The 16,734-nt window shown below is 58.6% G+C and carries 21 protein-coding genes and 1 tRNA gene; 11 read left to right on the top strand and 11 right to left on the bottom strand.

Translation table 11 applies throughout. The features are described 5' to 3' along the window. Positions 1–11 precede the first annotated feature (11 nt). Positions 12–704 (bottom strand): crotonase/enoyl-CoA hydratase family protein, encoded by a 693-nt coding sequence (locus GIW28_RS25445; RefSeq protein ID WP_017138321.1) that lies wholly within the window; start codon positions 702–704, stop codon positions 12–14. 336 nt (positions 705–1,040) lie between these two features. Between GIW28_RS25445 and GIW28_RS25440 the strand changes: the two genes are divergently transcribed. The 6 genes from GIW28_RS25440 (at position 1,041) to GIW28_RS25415 (ending at position 5,950) form a co-directional block, all read left to right on the top strand. Then, positions 1,041–1,130: transfer RNA gene (locus GIW28_RS25440), tRNA-Ser, on the top strand. A 442-nt stretch (positions 1,131–1,572) separates the two neighbouring features. Continuing rightward, positions 1,573–2,178 (top strand): RNA polymerase sigma factor, encoded by a 606-nt coding sequence (locus GIW28_RS25435; protein ID WP_170039323.1) that lies wholly within the window; start codon positions 1,573–1,575, stop codon positions 2,176–2,178. Positions 2,179–2,254: 76 nt separating this feature from the next. After that, entirely contained in the window at positions 2,255–3,121 is an 867-nt protein-coding gene (locus GIW28_RS25430) for a patatin-like phospholipase family protein (protein ID WP_099548774.1), read from the top strand. Between the two features lie 486 nt (positions 3,122–3,607). Further along, positions 3,608–4,228, top strand: coding sequence for a cysteine hydrolase family protein (locus tag GIW28_RS25425; RefSeq protein WP_236447318.1), 621 nt, complete (start codon positions 3,608–3,610; stop codon positions 4,226–4,228). A 49-nt stretch (positions 4,229–4,277) separates the two neighbouring features. After that, on the top strand, positions 4,278–5,012 hold the full coding sequence (locus tag GIW28_RS25420; protein WP_236447317.1) for an isochorismatase family protein: 735 nt from the start codon (positions 4,278–4,280) through the stop codon (positions 5,010–5,012). Between the two features lie 35 nt (positions 5,013–5,047). Beyond that, positions 5,048–5,950, top strand: coding sequence for a LysR family transcriptional regulator (locus GIW28_RS25415; protein ID WP_236447316.1), 903 nt, complete (start codon positions 5,048–5,050; stop codon positions 5,948–5,950). A gap of 124 nt (positions 5,951–6,074) precedes the next feature. Here GIW28_RS25415 and GIW28_RS25410 read toward each other — a convergent pair whose 3' ends face one another. Then, complete coding sequence (locus tag GIW28_RS25410; protein WP_170039313.1) at positions 6,075–6,344, bottom strand: short-chain dehydrogenase; 270 nt, start codon at positions 6,342–6,344, stop codon at positions 6,075–6,077. A gap of 327 nt (positions 6,345–6,671) precedes the next feature. Between GIW28_RS25410 and GIW28_RS25405 the strand changes: the two genes are divergently transcribed. After that, positions 6,672–6,905 carry a DUF4160 domain-containing protein gene (locus tag GIW28_RS25405; protein ID WP_138453640.1) on the top strand — a complete coding sequence of 78 codons (234 nt, stop codon included), beginning with the start codon at positions 6,672–6,674 and terminating at the stop codon, positions 6,903–6,905. Between the two features lie 3 nt (positions 6,906–6,908). Next, positions 6,909–7,367 carry a DUF2442 domain-containing protein gene (locus tag GIW28_RS25400; RefSeq protein ID WP_138453641.1) on the top strand — a complete coding sequence of 153 codons (459 nt, stop codon included), beginning with the start codon at positions 6,909–6,911 and terminating at the stop codon, positions 7,365–7,367. A 69-nt stretch (positions 7,368–7,436) separates the two neighbouring features. Here the strand turns inward: GIW28_RS25400 and GIW28_RS25395 are convergent, their stop codons facing one another. The 6 genes from GIW28_RS25395 to GIW28_RS25370 form a co-directional block, all read right to left on the bottom strand. Continuing rightward, positions 7,437–8,477 (bottom strand): DMT family transporter, encoded by a 1,041-nt coding sequence (locus tag GIW28_RS25395; protein WP_099548779.1) that lies wholly within the window; start codon positions 8,475–8,477, stop codon positions 7,437–7,439. 68 nt (positions 8,478–8,545) lie between these two features. Then, on the bottom strand, positions 8,546–8,881 hold the full coding sequence (locus GIW28_RS25390; RefSeq protein ID WP_017138311.1) for a hypothetical protein: 336 nt from the start codon (positions 8,879–8,881) through the stop codon (positions 8,546–8,548). 102 nt (positions 8,882–8,983) lie between these two features. Further along, positions 8,984–9,337, bottom strand: coding sequence for a gamma-glutamylcyclotransferase family protein (locus tag GIW28_RS25385; RefSeq protein WP_099548780.1), 354 nt, complete (start codon positions 9,335–9,337; stop codon positions 8,984–8,986). A 9-nt stretch (positions 9,338–9,346) separates the two neighbouring features. Beyond that, the gene (locus tag GIW28_RS25380) at positions 9,347–10,006 is read right to left on the bottom strand and encodes a M24 family metallopeptidase (protein ID WP_236447315.1); all 660 of its coding nucleotides are present in this window, start codon (positions 10,004–10,006) and stop codon (positions 9,347–9,349) included. A gap of 192 nt (positions 10,007–10,198) precedes the next feature. Further along, positions 10,199–10,777, bottom strand: coding sequence for a DUF4337 domain-containing protein (locus GIW28_RS25375; protein ID WP_017134636.1), 579 nt, complete (start codon positions 10,775–10,777; stop codon positions 10,199–10,201). A gap of 54 nt (positions 10,778–10,831) precedes the next feature. After that, a complete protein-coding gene (locus GIW28_RS25370) occupies positions 10,832–11,716 on the bottom strand; it encodes a LysR family transcriptional regulator (RefSeq protein ID WP_017134637.1) in 885 nt (294 codons plus the stop codon). 93 nt (positions 11,717–11,809) lie between these two features. Between GIW28_RS25370 and GIW28_RS25365 the strand changes: the two genes are divergently transcribed. Further along, positions 11,810–12,778, top strand: coding sequence for an NAD-dependent epimerase/dehydratase family protein (locus GIW28_RS25365; protein WP_170039305.1), 969 nt, complete (start codon positions 11,810–11,812; stop codon positions 12,776–12,778). Here GIW28_RS25365 and GIW28_RS25360 read toward each other — a convergent pair. Then, complete coding sequence (locus GIW28_RS25360; protein ID WP_138453754.1) at positions 12,738–13,121, bottom strand: DUF2784 domain-containing protein; 384 nt, start codon at positions 13,119–13,121, stop codon at positions 12,738–12,740. The two genes, GIW28_RS25365 and GIW28_RS25360, sit on opposite strands and share 41 nt — an antisense overlap. Positions 13,122–13,342: 221 nt before the next feature. On the opposite strand from GIW28_RS25360, the gene GIW28_RS25355 reads away from it, so the two are divergent. Then, on the top strand, positions 13,343–14,032 hold the full coding sequence (locus GIW28_RS25355; RefSeq protein ID WP_169984992.1) for an HAD-IA family hydrolase: 690 nt from the start codon (positions 13,343–13,345) through the stop codon (positions 14,030–14,032). A gap of 90 nt (positions 14,033–14,122) precedes the next feature. Here the strand turns inward: GIW28_RS25355 and GIW28_RS25350 are convergent, their stop codons facing one another. Further along, positions 14,123–14,869, bottom strand: coding sequence for a 3-oxoacyl-ACP reductase family protein (locus GIW28_RS25350; protein WP_099548784.1), 747 nt, complete (start codon positions 14,867–14,869; stop codon positions 14,123–14,125). A 105-nt stretch (positions 14,870–14,974) separates the two neighbouring features. Between GIW28_RS25350 and GIW28_RS25345 the strand changes: the two genes are divergently transcribed. After that, positions 14,975–15,898, top strand: a complete 924-nt coding sequence (locus GIW28_RS25345) for a LysR family transcriptional regulator (RefSeq protein ID WP_017134730.1) — start codon at positions 14,975–14,977, stop codon at positions 15,896–15,898. A 106-nt stretch (positions 15,899–16,004) separates the two neighbouring features. Here GIW28_RS25345 and GIW28_RS25340 read toward each other — a convergent pair whose 3' ends face one another. After that, positions 16,005–16,724: an aspartate/glutamate racemase family protein gene (locus GIW28_RS25340; RefSeq protein ID WP_017134731.1), complete on the bottom strand. Its 720-nt coding sequence runs from the start codon at positions 16,722–16,724 to the stop codon at positions 16,005–16,007. Positions 16,725–16,734 lie beyond the last annotated feature (10 nt).

Here is a 16,734-nt window from a genome sequence, read left to right as displayed (position 1 = left end):
GCTATAGGGCATTAGCCCAGGTTGTGGCCCTGATCCTGAATGATTGCATCATCCAAGGCTTCCAACAGTGCCTTGCGCACCTTCAACTTGGTGTGCTTGTGGGCATTCATATTGATCTTCTTCAGCTGCCGCGCCGCTTCCAGGGCCGCTGCGTGCAACTCCTCCGGCGCCACCACCTTATCCAGGAAGCCAGCGCCCAACGCGCCCTGCGGATCAAACATCTCGGCATTGATCACCGAGCGATGAAACGCCGATTTACGCAGACGATCCCGCGCCAACTCGATACCGGCGTGGTGCATGGTCATGCCGATCGCCACTTCGTTCAGGCCAATGCTGAACGGGCCTTCCACGCCGATCCGGTAATCCGCCGACAACAGCAGGAACGCACCCTTGGCCACCGCATGCCCAGGGCACGCCACAATCACCGGGAACGGGTGCGACAACAGGCGCCGCGCCAACGTCGAACCCGACGTCACCAGACCAATGGCTTCTTTAGGGCCAGCGGTCATCACCTTCAAATCATAACCACCCGACAGAATCCCCGGCGTGCCGGTGATGATCACCACCGCCCGATCCTTCTCGGCCTGATCCAGCGCAGCGTTGAACTCAGCAACCACTGCTGGAGAAATGGCGTTTACCTTGCCGTTGCTCAAGGTCAGGGTCGCGATACCGTCTTCGAGGTGGTAGGCAATCAACTCACTCATGACGCGGTTCCTTGTAGGAATTGTTATTGATAGGCTGTTAATAGAAGCGCATGCGCAGACGTTACCCACCACGCCCGTCCCGGTAAAGCGCCGTGACTGACTACACAGTCAGACTTTTCCCGCATTCCCAAGGGTAGACGGCCCGCAGCAAGGCACAGCCGCCGCGCCAGACACCCGCAACCGATGCCCAAGAATGGCAGATTCACCACCCCTCACCGGGCGAGTCACGGCATAACCGTCTAAGCGCATGAAAATTCTGAAAAAAACCTTTGCCATCAGAAAGGCTTTCGACTACATTAGCGCGCCTCGACAGACTGAACTGGTTTGACGAGATACGGTGAAGTGTCCGAGTGGCTTAAGGAGCACGCCTGGAAAGTGTGTATACAAGAAATTGTATCGAGAGTTCGAATCTCTCCTTCACCGCCACATTCTACAAACACAAACCCCTGATTTTCCTAGTGAAAGTCGGGGGTTTGTGGTTTTTGGCGTCCAAAAAATAGCCCCATGGGGCCGTCATGGGACTAGTGCGCATTTTTGGTGTGTTTTTTGTTCGCGAGATGCATTGCATCTCTGCGCCGTTGATTGGGTATGCGGTTGGCTAACTTTGGCAGGTAGCTGCAACTCAATGGTGTCAATCAAAGCAAAGGCGATTCATTGCCATACCTAATCTCCTCCCTTATTTGATTCTCTGTGCTGTGCATCCAGCGGAGGGATTGATCCGTATGTCCTCTTGAGGGCTCGAGTGCGATGAGTATCCGAGATCATCAAGCGATGCAGTGCGATGAGCGGTTCAGGCATTTCTTGATCCGAACCATCATTCCTGCCAAGGACAGCTACGATCATGATAGGACCACAGTCAGGTACTGCCATGAACGCCACGGATGACGCTCATTTTTTGGACCGCCTATTGCGCGGAGAACAAGACGCATATCGTGATTTGGTGTGCACGCATCAGGGCGCAATGAGGGCCATAGCTTATGGAATCGTGGGGCCGCGCCATGCGGACGATGTAGTGCAAGATGCATGGCTTGCGATTGTGAGAGGCATGGGGAAATTTCAGAGACGATCCAGCTTAAAAACCTGGATGCTAAGGATCACGTCGAATACGGCGAAATGTAGATACAAAGCTCGGCGCAGTGAATCGAACTGTATCCCATGTACCTCTTGGGTTGAAGGAAGAAGCGTTTTATTTGTAGATGATCTTTCCTACACTTCGCCTGGGGCGTTGCATGAAGATAGCCCCGAAGCACTTCTGAGCGAATCCGAGCTATATGCTCGAATTAACGTTGCTCTTGAGGCGCTACCGGATCTGCAAAGAAGCGTGTTGATACTGAGAGAGCGCTCTGGATTGGAGCTGGATGAAATTTCTACGCTCCTCGGAATATCGCTGACTAACGTAAGAGTGCTTTTGCACCGAGCGCGTTTAAAGGTTTTTTCGGCAATTGCGGAGTACCAGTCTGTTTTTGATATGTGAGCATCATGGTGATTTCCCAACTGCCTGGATGTTGGCACTCGAAAAATGGTACTGAGATTTCCACTGGAGGTCTGCCATGGCGACTGTAAAAACTGCACTCGTTCTCGCAGGTGGCGGTAGCCTCGGTGCGGTTCAGGTTGGAATGTTGCAAGCTCTTGTGGAAGACGGCATTAGATTCGATCTGGTGGTCGGCGCATCTGTCGGGGCCATCAATGGTGCGTATTTCGCAGCCAGGCCGAATGCGCAGGGGATCGCTGAGCTCGCTGACTTCTGGCGGGGTTTGCGAAAGGCGGATGTGTTTCCATTTTCTGTAATCGACACCCTGACGGCAATATTGCGACGTCGTGGATATCTTCTACGCGCTTCAGCGTTACAACACCTGGTGCGCCGGTCGCTGCCGGTGAAATTGATCGAAGATACTGAGTTGCCTTTGTATATCGTCACCACCAATCTGCTCAGCGGTGCTGAAGAGTTACTTTCCAGTGGCAGTGCTGAGCAGGCATTACTCGCCAGCGCAGCGATCCCGCTGGTGTTTCCACCCGTCCGAATAAGTAACAAACTCTTAATTGACGGTGGCGTGGCTAGCAACACACCTATTGCCAGTGCGATCTCACTAGGGGCCAATCGTGTTGTTGTGGTACCAACTGGTTTCGGTTGTGCCTGCCCTAATCCGCCGATCGGGCTCGTTGCATTAGCCTTGCACACACTCAATTTAATGAGCATGCGTCAACTGGTACGTGATATTGAGTTGTACGCTCCGCGGGCGTCTATTCACGTTGTTGCGCCCTTGTGCCCATTAAATGCTTCGGTATTCGATTTCAGCCAAACAGATCAGCTCCTAAAGCGCGCTTACCAGTCGACCCAAACGTGGATTGAGGAAGGTGGGTTAATTCGCACTGGTGTGCCGGATTCGTTACAGGCTCACACCCACACCCAGATATAGGTAAATAGCCCGGGTTTCTAGAAGCGATCGGTCGGTTTCGATTAGCCGATTGCGACGGTTCACGAAAGTTAGATTGAAAGCGAAATTCGAATAACGCCACTTATATAAAACAGGCCCCCACATCGAAGCCAAGTGTGGGGGGCTTTTTTGTGAGCGTGGATACCAGATCCGGTATGGCTGGTATACCAATCCCACCTCAACTGGCTAACACTGAAAAACGGGACGGATTTATTCAATCGCTCACTTCTCTTGGTGGGCCAGTAAGAAAGTGCTTACACCGCTTCGTGGATCAACACAGGGGTGGCCTGCTCGCCACAATAAAGTGACCTCTTAACTGCCTGATATTAGCTGGACACGACCGGTTTATTTCGCAATAAATGTGCAGTTTTTGCACAGATATTGTTCATTCCTGTGTGTATTTCAAACATGAAAGCCCCCCTTAAACTCGACGCCACTCACCCCGTCACGGTTTAAGGAAACGCACAAATGACCAACACCTCTCAACTGACCATCCGCGCAATGTCTGGCGCAACGCCCGTCACCCAGCTTGACCCAGCCACCACCGCACTGCTGGTCATCGATTTCCAGAACGAATATTTCAACGGCAAAATGCCGATCCCCGAAGGTGCGGCCGCGCTGCATAACGCCCAGTGCCTGGTCGAATTCGCCGACCAGCAGAAGATCCCGGTCATTCACATCCAGCACCTCGCACCGGCCGGTTCCGCAGTGTTTGCCCAGGACGGCAACACCGTCGATTTCCACCCACTGATGCAGCCGCGCGCTCAAGACACACTGGTGCAGAAGACCAGCGTCAGCGTGTTCGCCAGCACTGACCTGCACAACCAACTTCAGCACCAGGGCATCCGTACCCTGATCATCTGCGGCTTGATGACTCACGCCTGTGTCGCGGGTGCGGCCCGTGATGGTGCGGCATTGGGCTACGCCATTGTGGTTGCTAGCGATGCCTCGGCAACCCGGGCAATCACCCGTGCCAACGGTGAGTCGGTGACCCAGGACCAACTGCATGCCTCGGCACTCGCTGAGATTGAAGACACTTTTGGTGACGTGCTGACCACGTCCCAGGTCGTCGGCTTGTCTGTGCGCTAACGGTCGGCCTTTCAGCACCCTAATTCAACTCGTCAAACAGGACTGCATCATGACTTGCACATTCGCCACTCCATCGAGCCGCCTTCTGCCCAAGCTGTTCAAATCTGCCGTCATCGGCCTGGGCTTGATGATGGGCCTCGGCCAGTTTGCTGCCGCCGCCGAGGCACCGGCTAACCCACACCCAACCATTCGCGCCATGTTCGGTGCCAAGCCAACTGACAAACTGGACGCCAAGACCACCGCACTGTTGGTGATCGACTTCCAGAATGAGTACTACACCGGCCGCATGCCGATCCCGGATGGCATGAAAGCCCTGGAAAACACTCAGCGCCTGATTGCCTTCGCAGACAAGGAACACATCCAGGTGATCCACGTGCAGCACATCGCTCCAAATGGCGCCGCAGTATTTGCCAAAGATGGCAAGACCGTGGATTTCCATCCGCTGATGCAGCCACGCCCGCAGGACAAGGTTATTCAGAAAACCACCGTCAGCGTGTTCGCCAGCACCGATATTGATGCCCAGCTGAAGAAAGCCGGGATCAAGACGCTGATCATTTCCGGCCTCATGACCCACGCCTGTGTCGCCGCTGCGGCCCGCGACGCCACGCCGTTGGGCTACGACGTTGTGGTAGCATCCGACGCCACGGCAACCCGCGCCATCTCTCGCGCCAATGGGCGTTCGGTGACCAAAGACCAACTGCATGACTCGGCGCTGGCCGAGATCGAAGACACCTTCGGTTCAGTGCTGACCACCGCGCAAATCGTCGCCTTGCCGGTTCACTGATCAGCCTGATCACTCATTGGAGTAACGCCCGCTTCATGAACCAGCTATCTGCCATGCGCGCCTTTCGGTGCATTGTCGAGGCCAAGGGCTTCTCTGCTGCGGCAGAGCGGCTGGACACTACCCACTCGACGATATCTCGGCAGTTGCAGCAGCTGGAACTTGAACTGGGCGTTCAGTTGATCAACCGCAATACCCGACGTTTCAGCCTGACCGGCCCTGGGGAGCAGTACTTCGCAGCCTGTGTCGATATTCTTGACCGCCTCGATGCGGCTACCCAGGCCATGGCACAGGGGCATCAGCGCCCCGAAGGCCTGTTGCGGGTCAGTGTGCCGCTGGTGGTGGGCACGCTGGACTTGCCGCATTGGCTGCCGGGGTTCCAGAAGCGTTATCCCGATATCGAACTTGAACTGTGCTGCGACGACAGATTCGTTGACTTGGTGGCCGAGGGCTTTGATGTCGCCATCCGCATCGCCAGCGCGTTGGGTGATACCACGCTGATCGCCCGCACCTTGACTGTTTCAAAACGCGTGCTGGTGGCGTCGCCTGCCTACATCCACACCCACGGTTTACCGCGCACCGCCCAGGAACTCGACGAGCACCGCTTGCTGAGGTTTGTCGGGGAGGCGTCAGACTGGCAACTCACCTCGGCCCGTGGTGCAACCGTGAGCGTCACGCCCAAAGGCCAATTCAAGACCAACACCATCACTGCCTTGCACGCCGCCACACTGGCCGGCGCAGGCATCGGCTGCTTCACGCATGCGACGGTGCGCAACAACCTGGCGCAAGGGCAACTGGTGCCCATCCTGCCCAACTACTCGATGGGCGAGTGGCGTTATTACGCGCTGTACCCGCAATCCCGGCACTTGGCGCCCAAGGTCAGGGCGTTTGTGGATTACATGGCGGATTTTTACCAGGTGGATGCTAAAGCCGCCGTCTGAGAAAGGAAAAGGACAGATTTATTTGAGTCTTGTCACGGGCTCCATGCGAGGCAATTAAACCCCTGATTTCGGGAGAAACCAGGGGTTTTGTGATCTCTGGAGTTTGAAAGCTGCCGTTTCTAGATCACGCGCCGGGTACATCCATGCGTCGGCCTATGACGTCCAGCAAATCGCAGCCGTCGCGCAACGGGATTGAGCACAGCAGGGCAAAATCACTGAGAACAACGGCATCACTGCTGATCTCGCTGCGCAGTGCAAGGTTCTCAAGGACTTGGGTGACGGCACGCAGCCGAAAACTCGCGGCGTCGAGGAGGATTTCCAGGGGGACGGTGGTATCGACAAAAAGGGCGGGGGTGGCGCTGTCGTTGCTGGTGAGGGCTATGTATTGGTTCATGCGTTAAATCCATTGAGACAAAGATAATAACGACGGAGTTTTCATGGTCTACAGCCAAAAATGGCAGTCGCCTGAAATAGCGTCGTTTACATTCCGTCTTATCATCGAGTCGCCAAACCCGGCCGCCATATGGGCGACCGAGTGACTATAGGCTCGACGATTTTGAAGTGCGAGGCCGACGCTTCTGAACGGTTTGTAGGACGTTGCCTGGATTGCTGGGCATGGGCAGTCCTACCTACGAACCCTGCAACCTCGGGAGTGGCAAATCGAGTAAACGTTTGAAATTACAATTGTGCTAGGGAAATTTTTTCTCTAGCATCCGTCTCCATGGCGACCCTTCACAGTGAACGAAACTGGAAAATAAAAATCTATCCCGACGACCACGCGCCGCCGCACTTTCACGTGCAGACGCCGGATGGCGAGTCGCTGGTTCAGATAGAAGGGCTTGTTGTGCTCGGTACAGGGGCAGAAACAAAGGCCTTGAAAGCCGCCCTGCTTTGGGCAAAAGCTCATATCGCGGATCTCAAGCGCGTATGGGATGAACAAAACCGGAGGAACTGACTTATGACCAGCAAGCTTCGCATCTCTGCTGTGCAACCAGTTGCCGGCAAGCGTGCCTTACAGATCGAATGGAATAACGGCAAGCGGCATACCGTTGATCTTCTCGATCATATAAATGCCTTTCCGATCCTCAAACCTCTTCTGGATTTGGCTCGATTTAGCCAAGTAGAAGTCGGTGAGTGGGGGTTTGATGTGACGTGGGGTAACGACCTCGAACTGTCAGCTGTCACGCTGCACCGTCTAGCATTGGAGCAATCCGGTGAGGTGATGCTGACACAGGATTTCCGGCAGTGGATGCTCAGTAACAACCTGTCCCTTTCCGCAGCTGCTGTGGAGTTGGGGTTCTCTCGCAGGACCATCACCGCCTATAGCAGCGGCGCTGCTTTGATTCCCAAGCATGTGGGGCTGGCGTGCAAGGGCTGGGAGTACGAGCATAAAGGTTACAAGGGGCGCTACGCCTGAACGTAACCGTATTTCGCTAAAAGGGCGGCCAATCGAGCCGCCCTAATACATTTTGTGAACTGCCGGCCCTCAATGCCGATGCCGATGATGCACATCCGGAAAATGCGCATGGCTATGCCGCATCACACTATGAACATGCACATGGCTATGCGGCTGCGCCGGGTCCCACTCAAACCCGTGCTCATGCTGATGATGTTCATCATGCACATGCCGATGCCCATGTTCCGTCGCTTCATGCAGATGCTCATGGGCATGCCGCTCCGTCAGGTGCAGCCACACGCCCACGGCCATCAGCGCTGATGCAATCCAGAACGCCACTGTCACCGATTCCCCAAACATCAGCAGGGCAACAGCCGCGCCGAGGAACGGCGCCGTTGAGAAGTAAGCGCCCGTGCGCGCGCTGCCCAGCCCGCGTAACGCCAGCACAAACATGACCAGGCTGATGCCATACCCCAAAAACCCAACCAACAAGATGGGCGCCAGCTGTGCCACACCCGGTATTTGCGCGCCGAGGTAAAGCGCCAGGCTGCTATTCACCAGCCCGGCAATCAACCCCTTGGCTCCGGCGATAAACAGCGCGTCCGAGGCCGAGACCTTGCGCGTCAGGTTGTTATCAATCCCCCAGCACAAACAAGCTACCGCCACGGCAAACGGCCCGGTCCAGTCGTGGCTGGCGCCGCCGCCGTCGGACCATGACAGCACCACGCCGCCCAGCACGATCGCGAGCATGCCGAGGACGATGCGGCGGTCGGCGTTTTCTCTGAACACCAGCCAGGCGATCACGGCAGTCAGCACCGATTCAAGGTTGAGCATCAGGGAGGCGGTCGCGCCGGCGGTGCGCGTGAGGCCGAACATCAAGGCAACCGGGCCGAGGATGCCACCGAAGGCGATGGCGCCGAGCAGCCAGGGCCATTCAGCACGGGTCAGCCCGCTGGGTTTCCAGCCGCGATCACGGATAAGGCGCACGCAGGCCAGGCCTAGACCGCTGCCGAGGTAGAGCAGGCCGGCGAGCAGTACGGGCGAAAGGTTCAGGCCGAGGCTTTTGGCGAGCGGCGTGCTGGCGCCGAACAGGGCAGCAGCGGCGAGTGCGTAGAGAATACTGAGGTTCATGGGCCGTCCTCGAATGGTTGGCCCATGATACGTCGCTTGCCAGGGTCTGCGCCCTGACAACTTGATACTTACTGCGCGGTTTTCAGCTTGATCACATCACCCGAAATCTTGGTGGTGTAACCATTCAGTACCCAGGCCCAGAACCATTTTTCCTGCACTTGGGTGTTGATCAGCGCGTCGCCGCCTTTGGCCTTGATGGCGGCATCCTGGGCGCGCACGAAGCGGTTGTTCTGGCCGATCGGGATGACGCCGAGCAACATGATGCCGGTGGCACTGCCTTCACTGTGGCCCAAAACGGTGTATTGGCTGCTGTCGTACTGCGGGGATTTGATGGCGGTGCCGGTGCAGCCTGCGAGGGTGAAACCGAGAACAGCTGCTGCAACTACTTTACTGACGTACTTCACTGTGAAACTCCATGGACTGACCCTCGGGATTCAATTCTCGAGGGGGCGCTACTTTAATTCCTGCATTGGCAGATTGAAATCAATTACCTGGATGTTTCATTTTCACACCTGCACGTACACCCACGCTGTAAGACCCGAAGCCAACGCCACGGACACGCGCTTATAGTCCGACACCTCATACGCATCCGCTGCCGCCAGTTCCTGCTCGTTAATCTGAAAGACCATGCCTTCAACGCTGGCAGCCTTTTCCTCGGTGCGCGCGACAATCGGGTGATGGGTCTTGCCGCTGGTGGCGAGCACTTGCGGGTCGGTAATTTCTACCCAGCTTTGCGCATAGCCGAGCATGGCGTCGTGCTGGCCGACCAGTTCCCGGCCGAAGTTGGCGAGTTGCACGGCTTTGTCCTGCAAGGTGCCGTAGGAAAACAGCAGCACGGGAAATTGGGTGGAGCGTTCCATGGATGTTCCTTAAGCGAGTAGGTCTTCGTAAAAAGCGCCGTAGGGCTTGCTCGGGTGGGCGATCTGGATTTCCAGGATCCACAGCCCGGCATTCGGGTAATGCTCGAAATCGCCCAGGTCGCCGCCGCGATGGATGGCGTGGGGGAAGTCACTGACGCGGTGGCCCTTGATGTCGAGGTTCAAGCGCCAGCCCATGGCTTGGGCTTGCTCTTGGGCGTAGCGGTAAAGCTCAAGGCCTGCGACCTGGTCGTTTTGCCAGCGCGATTGTACGCGGTCGAACAGCGCCTTGGCGGCGTTGGCGCAGGCGATCATGTCCGCGTCGTCGCCAACGGTGAAGGTGGCACCGGCGTCGCCTTCATGGCCTTGCCACACGGCGCCCATGTCGATGAAGAAGATATCGTTTTCAGCCAGCACCGGGTCGCCTTCGGAGCGTTGGTTGAAAGCCTTGAGGGTGTTGGCGCCGAAACGCACCAGCAGCGGGTGCCAGATGCGTTGCATGTCGAGCTCAGTGAGTACCTGTTTGCCCAGCTCGCGAGCCTCGGATTCAAGCATGCCGGGGCGGATGCGTTGGGCGAGGTGTTCGATGGCTTGCCAGGTCATGGCTTGGGCGTAGCGCATGGCGTCGATGCTGTAGGCGGCGCCCACGGCTTCTTTGGGTTGTGCAGTCACCGGTGTTCCCTCGCAGTCAGGCTGTGCTGGTCGTTATGCGTTTTACTATATAGCGATGCCGAGATGGAACCCAACCGTTAAAACACCACAGATCAAATGTGGGAGCTGGCTTGCCTGCGATGGCGGTGGTTCAGCAAACAGTGATGTTGCCTGACCCACCGCCATCGCAGGCAAGCCAGCTCCCACATGCTGTCAGAGGTGCAGCCAGGCCAGGCTACCCAGCACCATCGCCACTCCACCTGCGGTGTAGGACAGGCGCTTGAGCCACTCTTTACGCGTCAACAACGTAATCGCCGCCAACGAAATCGCGATCTGAATCGCGGTCATTGCCTGTGCCCAGCGGTGATGCTGGTGCAGTGCCTCTTCGGATTTCTGGTCCCATTCCTTGGATGTCGCCTCAAGCTTCTCGGCCTGTTTGCGCACCTCCTCCTTCTGGCCCTTGTAGCGCTCGATTTCGTCCTTGTAATGCGCGGCATCTACACCCGGAATATGCGTGGCCAGCTCCGCCAGGTTCTGGCGGCTGGATTTGGCCTGGTAGTAGTTCCACTGGTTGGCGGCTTCGGTCTTGATGATGGCGGCGTTGTTCTTGTCCATGGCCGCTTCGCTTTCGGTGGAGCCGGCCTGGTAGCTGAGCATGGCACCCAGGGTGGCCATCAACGCGGTCATTACGGCGATGCGGCTGGCGAAATTGTCACCGCGCCCGTGCGCATGTTCGGTGGTGTGTTCGATGTGTTTTTCGTGGGGGCTGGGGACTTCGAAGGCTTCGGACATGGGGGCGTCTATGAAGGGACTGAGGGAGACTGATTCTTTACCAGTGAAGCTGTCTCAATCCTGTACGTAACGCTGCAAACCTTGCACCAGCGCGTCGAATGTCACCCGGCAGCGCGGGCTGTTGCGCAGGTCTTCGTGCATGGTCACCCAGGTGTCCAATTTGAGCGCAAAGCCATCTGGCAGTACCCGGCGCAAACGCGGGTCGCGCTTGGCCAGTTGCACCTGGCAGCCGCCGATACCGGCACCGGCGCGGATCAGCGCCAATTGCGCCAGGTCGCTGTCGCTGCTGATGGCGAAGGCGCTGCGTTCAAAGCCCTTGATCGCCAGGCTGCGGATAAACGCGTTTTCCTGGTCGAAGCCGATCACTGAATGGCCAGCCAGGTCTTGCATCTGCAAAGGGACGCCCTGCAGTTGCAGGTAATCGTCGCGGGCGTGCAGTCCCACTTCGATCAGGCCGACGCGCTGCGCCAGCAGTTGCTCCTGGCTGGGGCGGACCATCCGCACGGCGATGTCGGCCTCCAATTGCAGCAGGTCGCTGAGGCGGTTGGTCAGCACCAGTTCAACCCGCAAGTGCGGGTGCTCGCGGCGCAATTGGGTGATGATCGGCGGCAGTACTTCCACGCCGACCACCTCGCTGGCCGACACCCGCACCACCCCGCGCACTTCATCGCCGTGGGCAGACGCGGCGCGCTCCAGGGCGGCGGCGGTGCGTTCCATGGTTTCGGCATGGGCGCGCAAGGTGTGGGCCACCGCCGTCGGCAACAGCCCGGCAGGCGAACGGGTAAACAGCACCACGCCCAGTTCGGCTTCGAGCGCAGCGATGTGCCGGCCCACCGTAGGCTGTGTGATACCGAGCTGCCGCGCGGCACCCGATAACGATCCCTCCTTGAGTACGCCAAGGAACGACCGGTAAAGCTCCCATCCAATAGTCGATGCCATGCATAAATGTATAGCGGCAGGATGGTCTTCGGCAATTTATCTATAGCAAGGCTGCACACACAATGGCCTCACCAACGAATGTAGGAGAAGGTCATGAGCAAGGTTCTGGTGCTGGGGGCAACCGGCGGGATCGGCGGTGAAGTGGCGCGGCAACTGCACGCGGCAGGCTGGGAGGTGTGTGCACTGACGCGGGATGTGGGCAAGGCGCGCCGCGCGAATGCCGACTTTTCCTGGATCGAGGGCGACGCGCTCAACCGTGATGAGGTACGCGCGGCGGCCCGTGGTTGTGCGGTGATCGTACATGCCGTCAACCCACCGGGTTACCGCAATTGGGCTGAGCTGGTCATGCCGATGATCGACAACAGCATTGCGGCGGCCATCGCCGAGGGCGCGACGATTGTGTTGCCGGGCACGGTCTACAACTTCGGGCCGGATGTGTTTCCGGTGCTGTATGAAGATTCGCCGCAGCACCCGCAAACGCGCAAGGGGGCTATCCGCGTACAACTCGAGCAGCGTCTGGAACAGGCGTCCCGCCGTGGCGCCCGTGTGTTGATTGTGCGCGCCGGGGATTTTTTCGGCGCTCGGGTGGCCAACAACTGGTTTGCCCAAGGCTTGATCAAGCCCGGTAAACCGGTACACGCCATCAGTTATCCGGGCGCACCGGGTGTGGCGCATCAATGGGCTTATTTGCCGGATGTGGCGCGCACCATGGTCGAGTTGCTTGAACGCCGGTCAACCCTGGAGGCTTTTGCGCGCTTTCATATGGCCGGGCATATGGACACGGATGGCACGCAGATGACCCAGGCGATCCAGCAGGTGGTGTTGCGCAGGACGGGCCAGCAACCACGCGTAGGTCGTTTCCCATGGTGGTTGCTGAAAGTGGCCGCGCCCTTTGTCGTCACCCTTCGCGAAATGCAGGAGATGCGTTACCTGTGGCAAACCCCATTGCGTCTGGATAACCAGCGCTTGGTCGCGGCTTTGGGGCGCGAGCCGCACACGCCGCTGGAGCAGGCGGTGGAAGCTACGTTGCTCGGTCTGGGGTGTTTGCCTGACGCTGTCTGATCAAGCGTACATACACCGCACTGTTGATCAGCAACACCACGGCGCCCAGCCCCAGTTGAATCTGTGGGGTCAGCCCGGCCGGGTAGATCAGCGTAAGAATGTAATGCTCGATAAAACCGCCGCCATAACCGTCCTGCCCGGCGAGGTGGCGCAGCATGTTCTCCCAGCGGGTCAGCGGGCAGGGCAGGTGGAACACTTCCACCGCCACGCCCCAGGCCGCGGCGGGCAGGTGCAGCCACATCACCGGCCGCCACTTGAGGGCCAGCAACCCGCCAAACAGCACGAACAGGATAAAACACAGGTGGAACAGCACCAGGCTGTCGGCGGCAATGCGATAGAGCATGAAGAGGTTCGCTTTTATCAGGGCTGGCGTTGAGTTTGCAGGTAGTCGATAAACACGCGCAGCTTTTTCGGTGTGTTGCTGCGGTTGAAGTCATACAAGTACAGCGCATTGTGGGCACCTTGAATAGCGCCGCAGGGTGGAGGGCCGCCAAGGTTGCTTACCTACGCTGTAGGCCGCTATTGTGCTGAAACCTTTTAGTCCTTCCCCAAGGTGCTGTTGCGATGAATGTACCGCGTACTCCAGTCGGTCCGATCAAGGCCGTGATTTTCGATATGGACGGGTTGTTGCTGGACACTGAAGGTATCTACACCGAAGTCACACAGATTATCGCCGAACGCTACGGCCGCACCTACGACTGGGGCATCAAGCAGCACATCATCGGCCGGGGCGCTCAGGACCTGGCTGAATATGTGGTGAAGGCGCTGGACTTGCCGATCACCCCGGCAGAGTTTCTGCTGATTCGCGAACCGCTGATGAGCGAGCGTTTCCCCAAGGCCTTGGGCATGCCGGGTGCAGAAGCGCTGGTGCGACACTTGAAGGCGCACAACATCCCGATTGCCGTGGGCACCAGTTCGTCGCGCAATTCGTTTGGCCACAAGACCACCTTGCACCGTGAGTGGTTTGGCTTGTTCGGCACCATCGTCACCGCCGATGACCCAGAAGTGGGTGCCGCCAAACCCGCGCCGGATATCTTCCTCACCGCCGCCCGCCGCTTGGGTGTCGCGCCCGAGGATTGCCTGGTGTTTGAAGACTCGCCGTTTGGCGTGACCGCCGCCAAGGCTGCCCACATGACCGCCATCGCCGTGCCCGATGAAGCCATGGCCGACAGCAAGTACCAGCATGCCGACCAGATCATCCGCAAGCTGGCGGACTTCGACCTGGCGGCCTACGGCTTGCCACCAATGTCCTGACCCAACACGGTCAAAAAAATGTGGGAGCTGGCTTGCCTGCGATAGCGTCCTCAAGATCGCCATCGCAGGCAAGCCAGCTCCCACATTTGGTTATGCGCTGAAACCACCATCAATGGTCAAGCTCGCACCCGTGATGTAGCCCGCCTCCGGACCGGCCAGATACGCCACGAAGCTGGCAATCTCTTCGACCTGCCCATACCGCCCAACCGCCATCAACCCCATCAAACTCGCCGCAAATTCACTGTCCGCCGGGTTCATATCGGTATCCACCGGCCCAGGCTGCACATTGTTAATGGTGATGCCACGCGGTCCCAGATCCCGTGCCAGGCCCTTGGTCAGCCCCACCAGCGCCGCCTTGCTCATCGCATACGGCCCGCCACCGCCAAAGGGCATGCGCTCGGCATTGGTGCTGCCGATATTGATCACGCGGCCGCCTTCACCCATATGTTTGGCCGCTTCCTGAGTGGCGATAAATACACTGCGCACATTGATCGTCAGGGTCTGGTCGAAGTCTTCCAGCTTGAAATCTTCCAGTGGCGCGATGGCCAGCACGCCGGCGTTGTTCACCAGGATATCCAGGCGCCCAAAGGCTTCGACGGTGGCGTTGACGGCGTTGCGAATCGCCGTGGCATCGGCACTGTCGGCCTGAATGGCCAAGGCTTTGCCGCCTGCGCTGATCACGCTGTTTTGCAGTGCCTCGGCCTTGGCGGCAGAGCTGACGTAGGTAAAAGCAACGGCTGCACCTTGCGCTGCCAGACGTTTGACGATGGCGGCGCCAATACCGCGGGAACCGCCCTGGATCAATGCAACTTTGCCGCTGAGATTGTGTGTGGTCATGTCGTTCTCCAAGTAGTTGATGGACCGAGTATCGGCCTCACCCACCCAAGCCGGTAGACCGTGATTGCTATAGTCTGTGTAAACCAAAAGTTTAGAGTGGTCGATATGGAGAGCTTTGGCAGTATCGAATGTTTTGTGCGCAGCGCCGAAGGTGGCAGCTTTGCCGAAGCCGCCCGGCATCTGAGTTTGACCCCGGCGGCAGTCGGTAAAAGCGTCGCGAAGCTGGAAGCACGCCTGGGTGTTCGGCTGTTTCAGCGTAGCACCCGGCGGCTGACGCTGACGGAAGCCGGCAAGCTGTTTCTCGAAGAAGTCAGCGCCAGTCTCACCACCATCCAGAATGCCGTGGCTAACTTGGCCAGCGCCGAAGGGCGGCCGGTGGGCACCTTGAAAGTGAGCATGGGCACGGTGGTGGGGTGTTTGTACATCGTGCCGTTGCTGGGCGAGTTTCTGAAGCGCTTCCCGGGTATCAGCCCCGACTGGCATTTTGATAACCGTCAGGTCGATCTGATTGGGCAGGGCTTTGACGCCGCACTGGGCGGTGGGTTTGAACTGCCTCAGGGGGTGGTCGCACGCAAGCTCGCGCCGGCGCATCGAGTGCTGGTGGCCTCGCCCGATTACCTGACGGCACATGCGGAGGTTGTGCAGCCGGCAGACCTTGAGCACTGCGATGGCATCCTGATTCGTTCGCCACAAACCGGCCGTGTGCGTTCCTGGCAACTGACCGGTCGCCACGGCGAGCACGGCCCGTTGAACCTCAAGGCGCGCATGACCATGAGCGATTCCCAGGCGGCCTGCGTCGCGGCAGACCAGGGGTTGGGCATTGCGCTGGTGAGCATGCCGTTTGCCGTGCCTTGGCTGGCGAGCGGTAAGTTGGTACGCGTACTGCCCGATTGGTATGTCGACGACGGCAACATCTCTATCTATTACGCCGAACACAAACTGCTGCCCGGCAAGACCCGAGCATTTGTCGACTTCATCATCGAGCAGTTTGCCGAGCAGAAGCTGGGGCAAGCATTCAGCGCGATTTGATCACTACCATCTACCGAGTCGCGGCCATCGCGGGCAAGCCCGGCTCCCACAGCGGAATGCGACCCACTGTGGGAGCCGGGCTTGCCCGCGATGCAGGCGCCTCGGTCTATCGGCCTGGCCAGCCGATCACTTTCTTCGGCCTTGGCGTTGCGTAAGTCCTGATCTTCGACGTCGACAACCCCAGGCGCACCAGCGATTCGGCAATGGTTACCGCCGCCGTGACGCCGTCTACCACCGGCACGCCGGTACGCTGGCGAATCTGCTCATCCAGCCCGGCCATGCCGCCGCAGCCCAGGCAGATCACTTCGGCCTTGTCGTCGCGAATGGCCAGCTCCGCCTCGCGCACGATGGCTTCCATGGCGGCCAGCGGGTCTTCTTCCAGCTCCAGCACCGCCATGCCGCTGGCGCGCACCGAGGCGCAGCGTTGATAGAGACCTGCGAGTTTCAGGCGGTCTTCGATCAACGGCACGGTGCGGTCCAGGGTGGTGACCACCGAATAGGCATGGCCCAGAAACATCGCCGTGCTGGCCGCCGCTTCGGTGATGTCCACCACCGGCACGTTGAGCAATTCCTGCAAACCTTCACGGCCATGTTCGCCGTAGCCGGCCTGGATCACCGCATCAAACGGTTGGTCGTAGGCCATCACCCGGTCCATCACGGCGATGGCGGCCAGGTAGCTTTCAAAGTTGCCTTCCACCGATTCGGCGCCAAAGTACGGGGTAAGCCCGACGATTTCGGTGCCTGGTGAAGCCACAGCCCGCGCCTGCTGGGCGATGGTGTCGGTGATTGACGCGGTGGTGTTGACGTTGACCACGAGGATGCGCATGGAATGTCCT

Origin of the sequence: Pseudomonas sp. PA-5-4B, assembly GCF_021606215.1 — a bacterium.
Lineage (GTDB): Bacteria > Pseudomonadota > Gammaproteobacteria > Pseudomonadales > Pseudomonadaceae > Aquipseudomonas > Aquipseudomonas edaphica.
This window is presented reverse-complemented; position numbering and strand designations above follow the sequence as displayed.

Excerpts from the sequence above, each read along its gene's own strand:
- GIW28_RS25445 (WP_017138321.1), bottom strand. The coding sequence starts at position 704 with ATGAGTGAGTTGATTGCCTACCACCTCGAAGACGGTATCGCGACCCTG.
- GIW28_RS25435 (WP_170039323.1), top strand. The coding sequence starts at position 1,573 with ATGAACGCCACGGATGACGCTCATTTTTTGGACCGCCTATTGCGCGGA.
- GIW28_RS25430 (WP_099548774.1), top strand. The coding sequence starts at position 2,255 with ATGGCGACTGTAAAAACTGCACTCGTTCTCGCAGGTGGCGGTAGCCTC.
- GIW28_RS25425 (WP_236447318.1), top strand. The coding sequence starts at position 3,608 with ATGACCAACACCTCTCAACTGACCATCCGCGCAATGTCTGGCGCAACG.
- GIW28_RS25420 (WP_236447317.1), top strand. The coding sequence starts at position 4,278 with ATGACTTGCACATTCGCCACTCCATCGAGCCGCCTTCTGCCCAAGCTG.
- GIW28_RS25415 (WP_236447316.1), top strand. The coding sequence starts at position 5,048 with ATGAACCAGCTATCTGCCATGCGCGCCTTTCGGTGCATTGTCGAGGCC.
- GIW28_RS25410 (WP_170039313.1), bottom strand. The coding sequence starts at position 6,344 with ATGAACCAATACATAGCCCTCACCAGCAACGACAGCGCCACCCCCGCC.
- GIW28_RS25405 (WP_138453640.1), top strand. The coding sequence starts at position 6,672 with ATGGCGACCCTTCACAGTGAACGAAACTGGAAAATAAAAATCTATCCC.
- GIW28_RS25400 (WP_138453641.1), top strand. The coding sequence starts at position 6,909 with ATGACCAGCAAGCTTCGCATCTCTGCTGTGCAACCAGTTGCCGGCAAG.
- GIW28_RS25395 (WP_099548779.1), bottom strand. The coding sequence starts at position 8,477 with ATGAACCTCAGTATTCTCTACGCACTCGCCGCTGCTGCCCTGTTCGGC.
- GIW28_RS25385 (WP_099548780.1), bottom strand. The coding sequence starts at position 9,337 with ATGGAACGCTCCACCCAATTTCCCGTGCTGCTGTTTTCCTACGGCACC.
- GIW28_RS25375 (WP_017134636.1), bottom strand. The coding sequence starts at position 10,777 with ATGTCCGAAGCCTTCGAAGTCCCCAGCCCCCACGAAAAACACATCGAA.
- GIW28_RS25370 (WP_017134637.1), bottom strand. The coding sequence starts at position 11,716 with ATGGCATCGACTATTGGATGGGAGCTTTACCGGTCGTTCCTTGGCGTA.
- GIW28_RS25365 (WP_170039305.1), top strand. The coding sequence starts at position 11,810 with ATGAGCAAGGTTCTGGTGCTGGGGGCAACCGGCGGGATCGGCGGTGAA.
- GIW28_RS25360 (WP_138453754.1), bottom strand. The coding sequence starts at position 13,121 with ATGCTCTATCGCATTGCCGCCGACAGCCTGGTGCTGTTCCACCTGTGT.
- GIW28_RS25355 (WP_169984992.1), top strand. The coding sequence starts at position 13,343 with ATGAATGTACCGCGTACTCCAGTCGGTCCGATCAAGGCCGTGATTTTC.
- GIW28_RS25350 (WP_099548784.1), bottom strand. The coding sequence starts at position 14,869 with ATGACCACACACAATCTCAGCGGCAAAGTTGCATTGATCCAGGGCGGT.
- GIW28_RS25345 (WP_017134730.1), top strand. The coding sequence starts at position 14,975 with ATGGAGAGCTTTGGCAGTATCGAATGTTTTGTGCGCAGCGCCGAAGGT.
- GIW28_RS25340 (WP_017134731.1), bottom strand. The coding sequence starts at position 16,724 with ATGCGCATCCTCGTGGTCAACGTCAACACCACCGCGTCAATCACCGAC.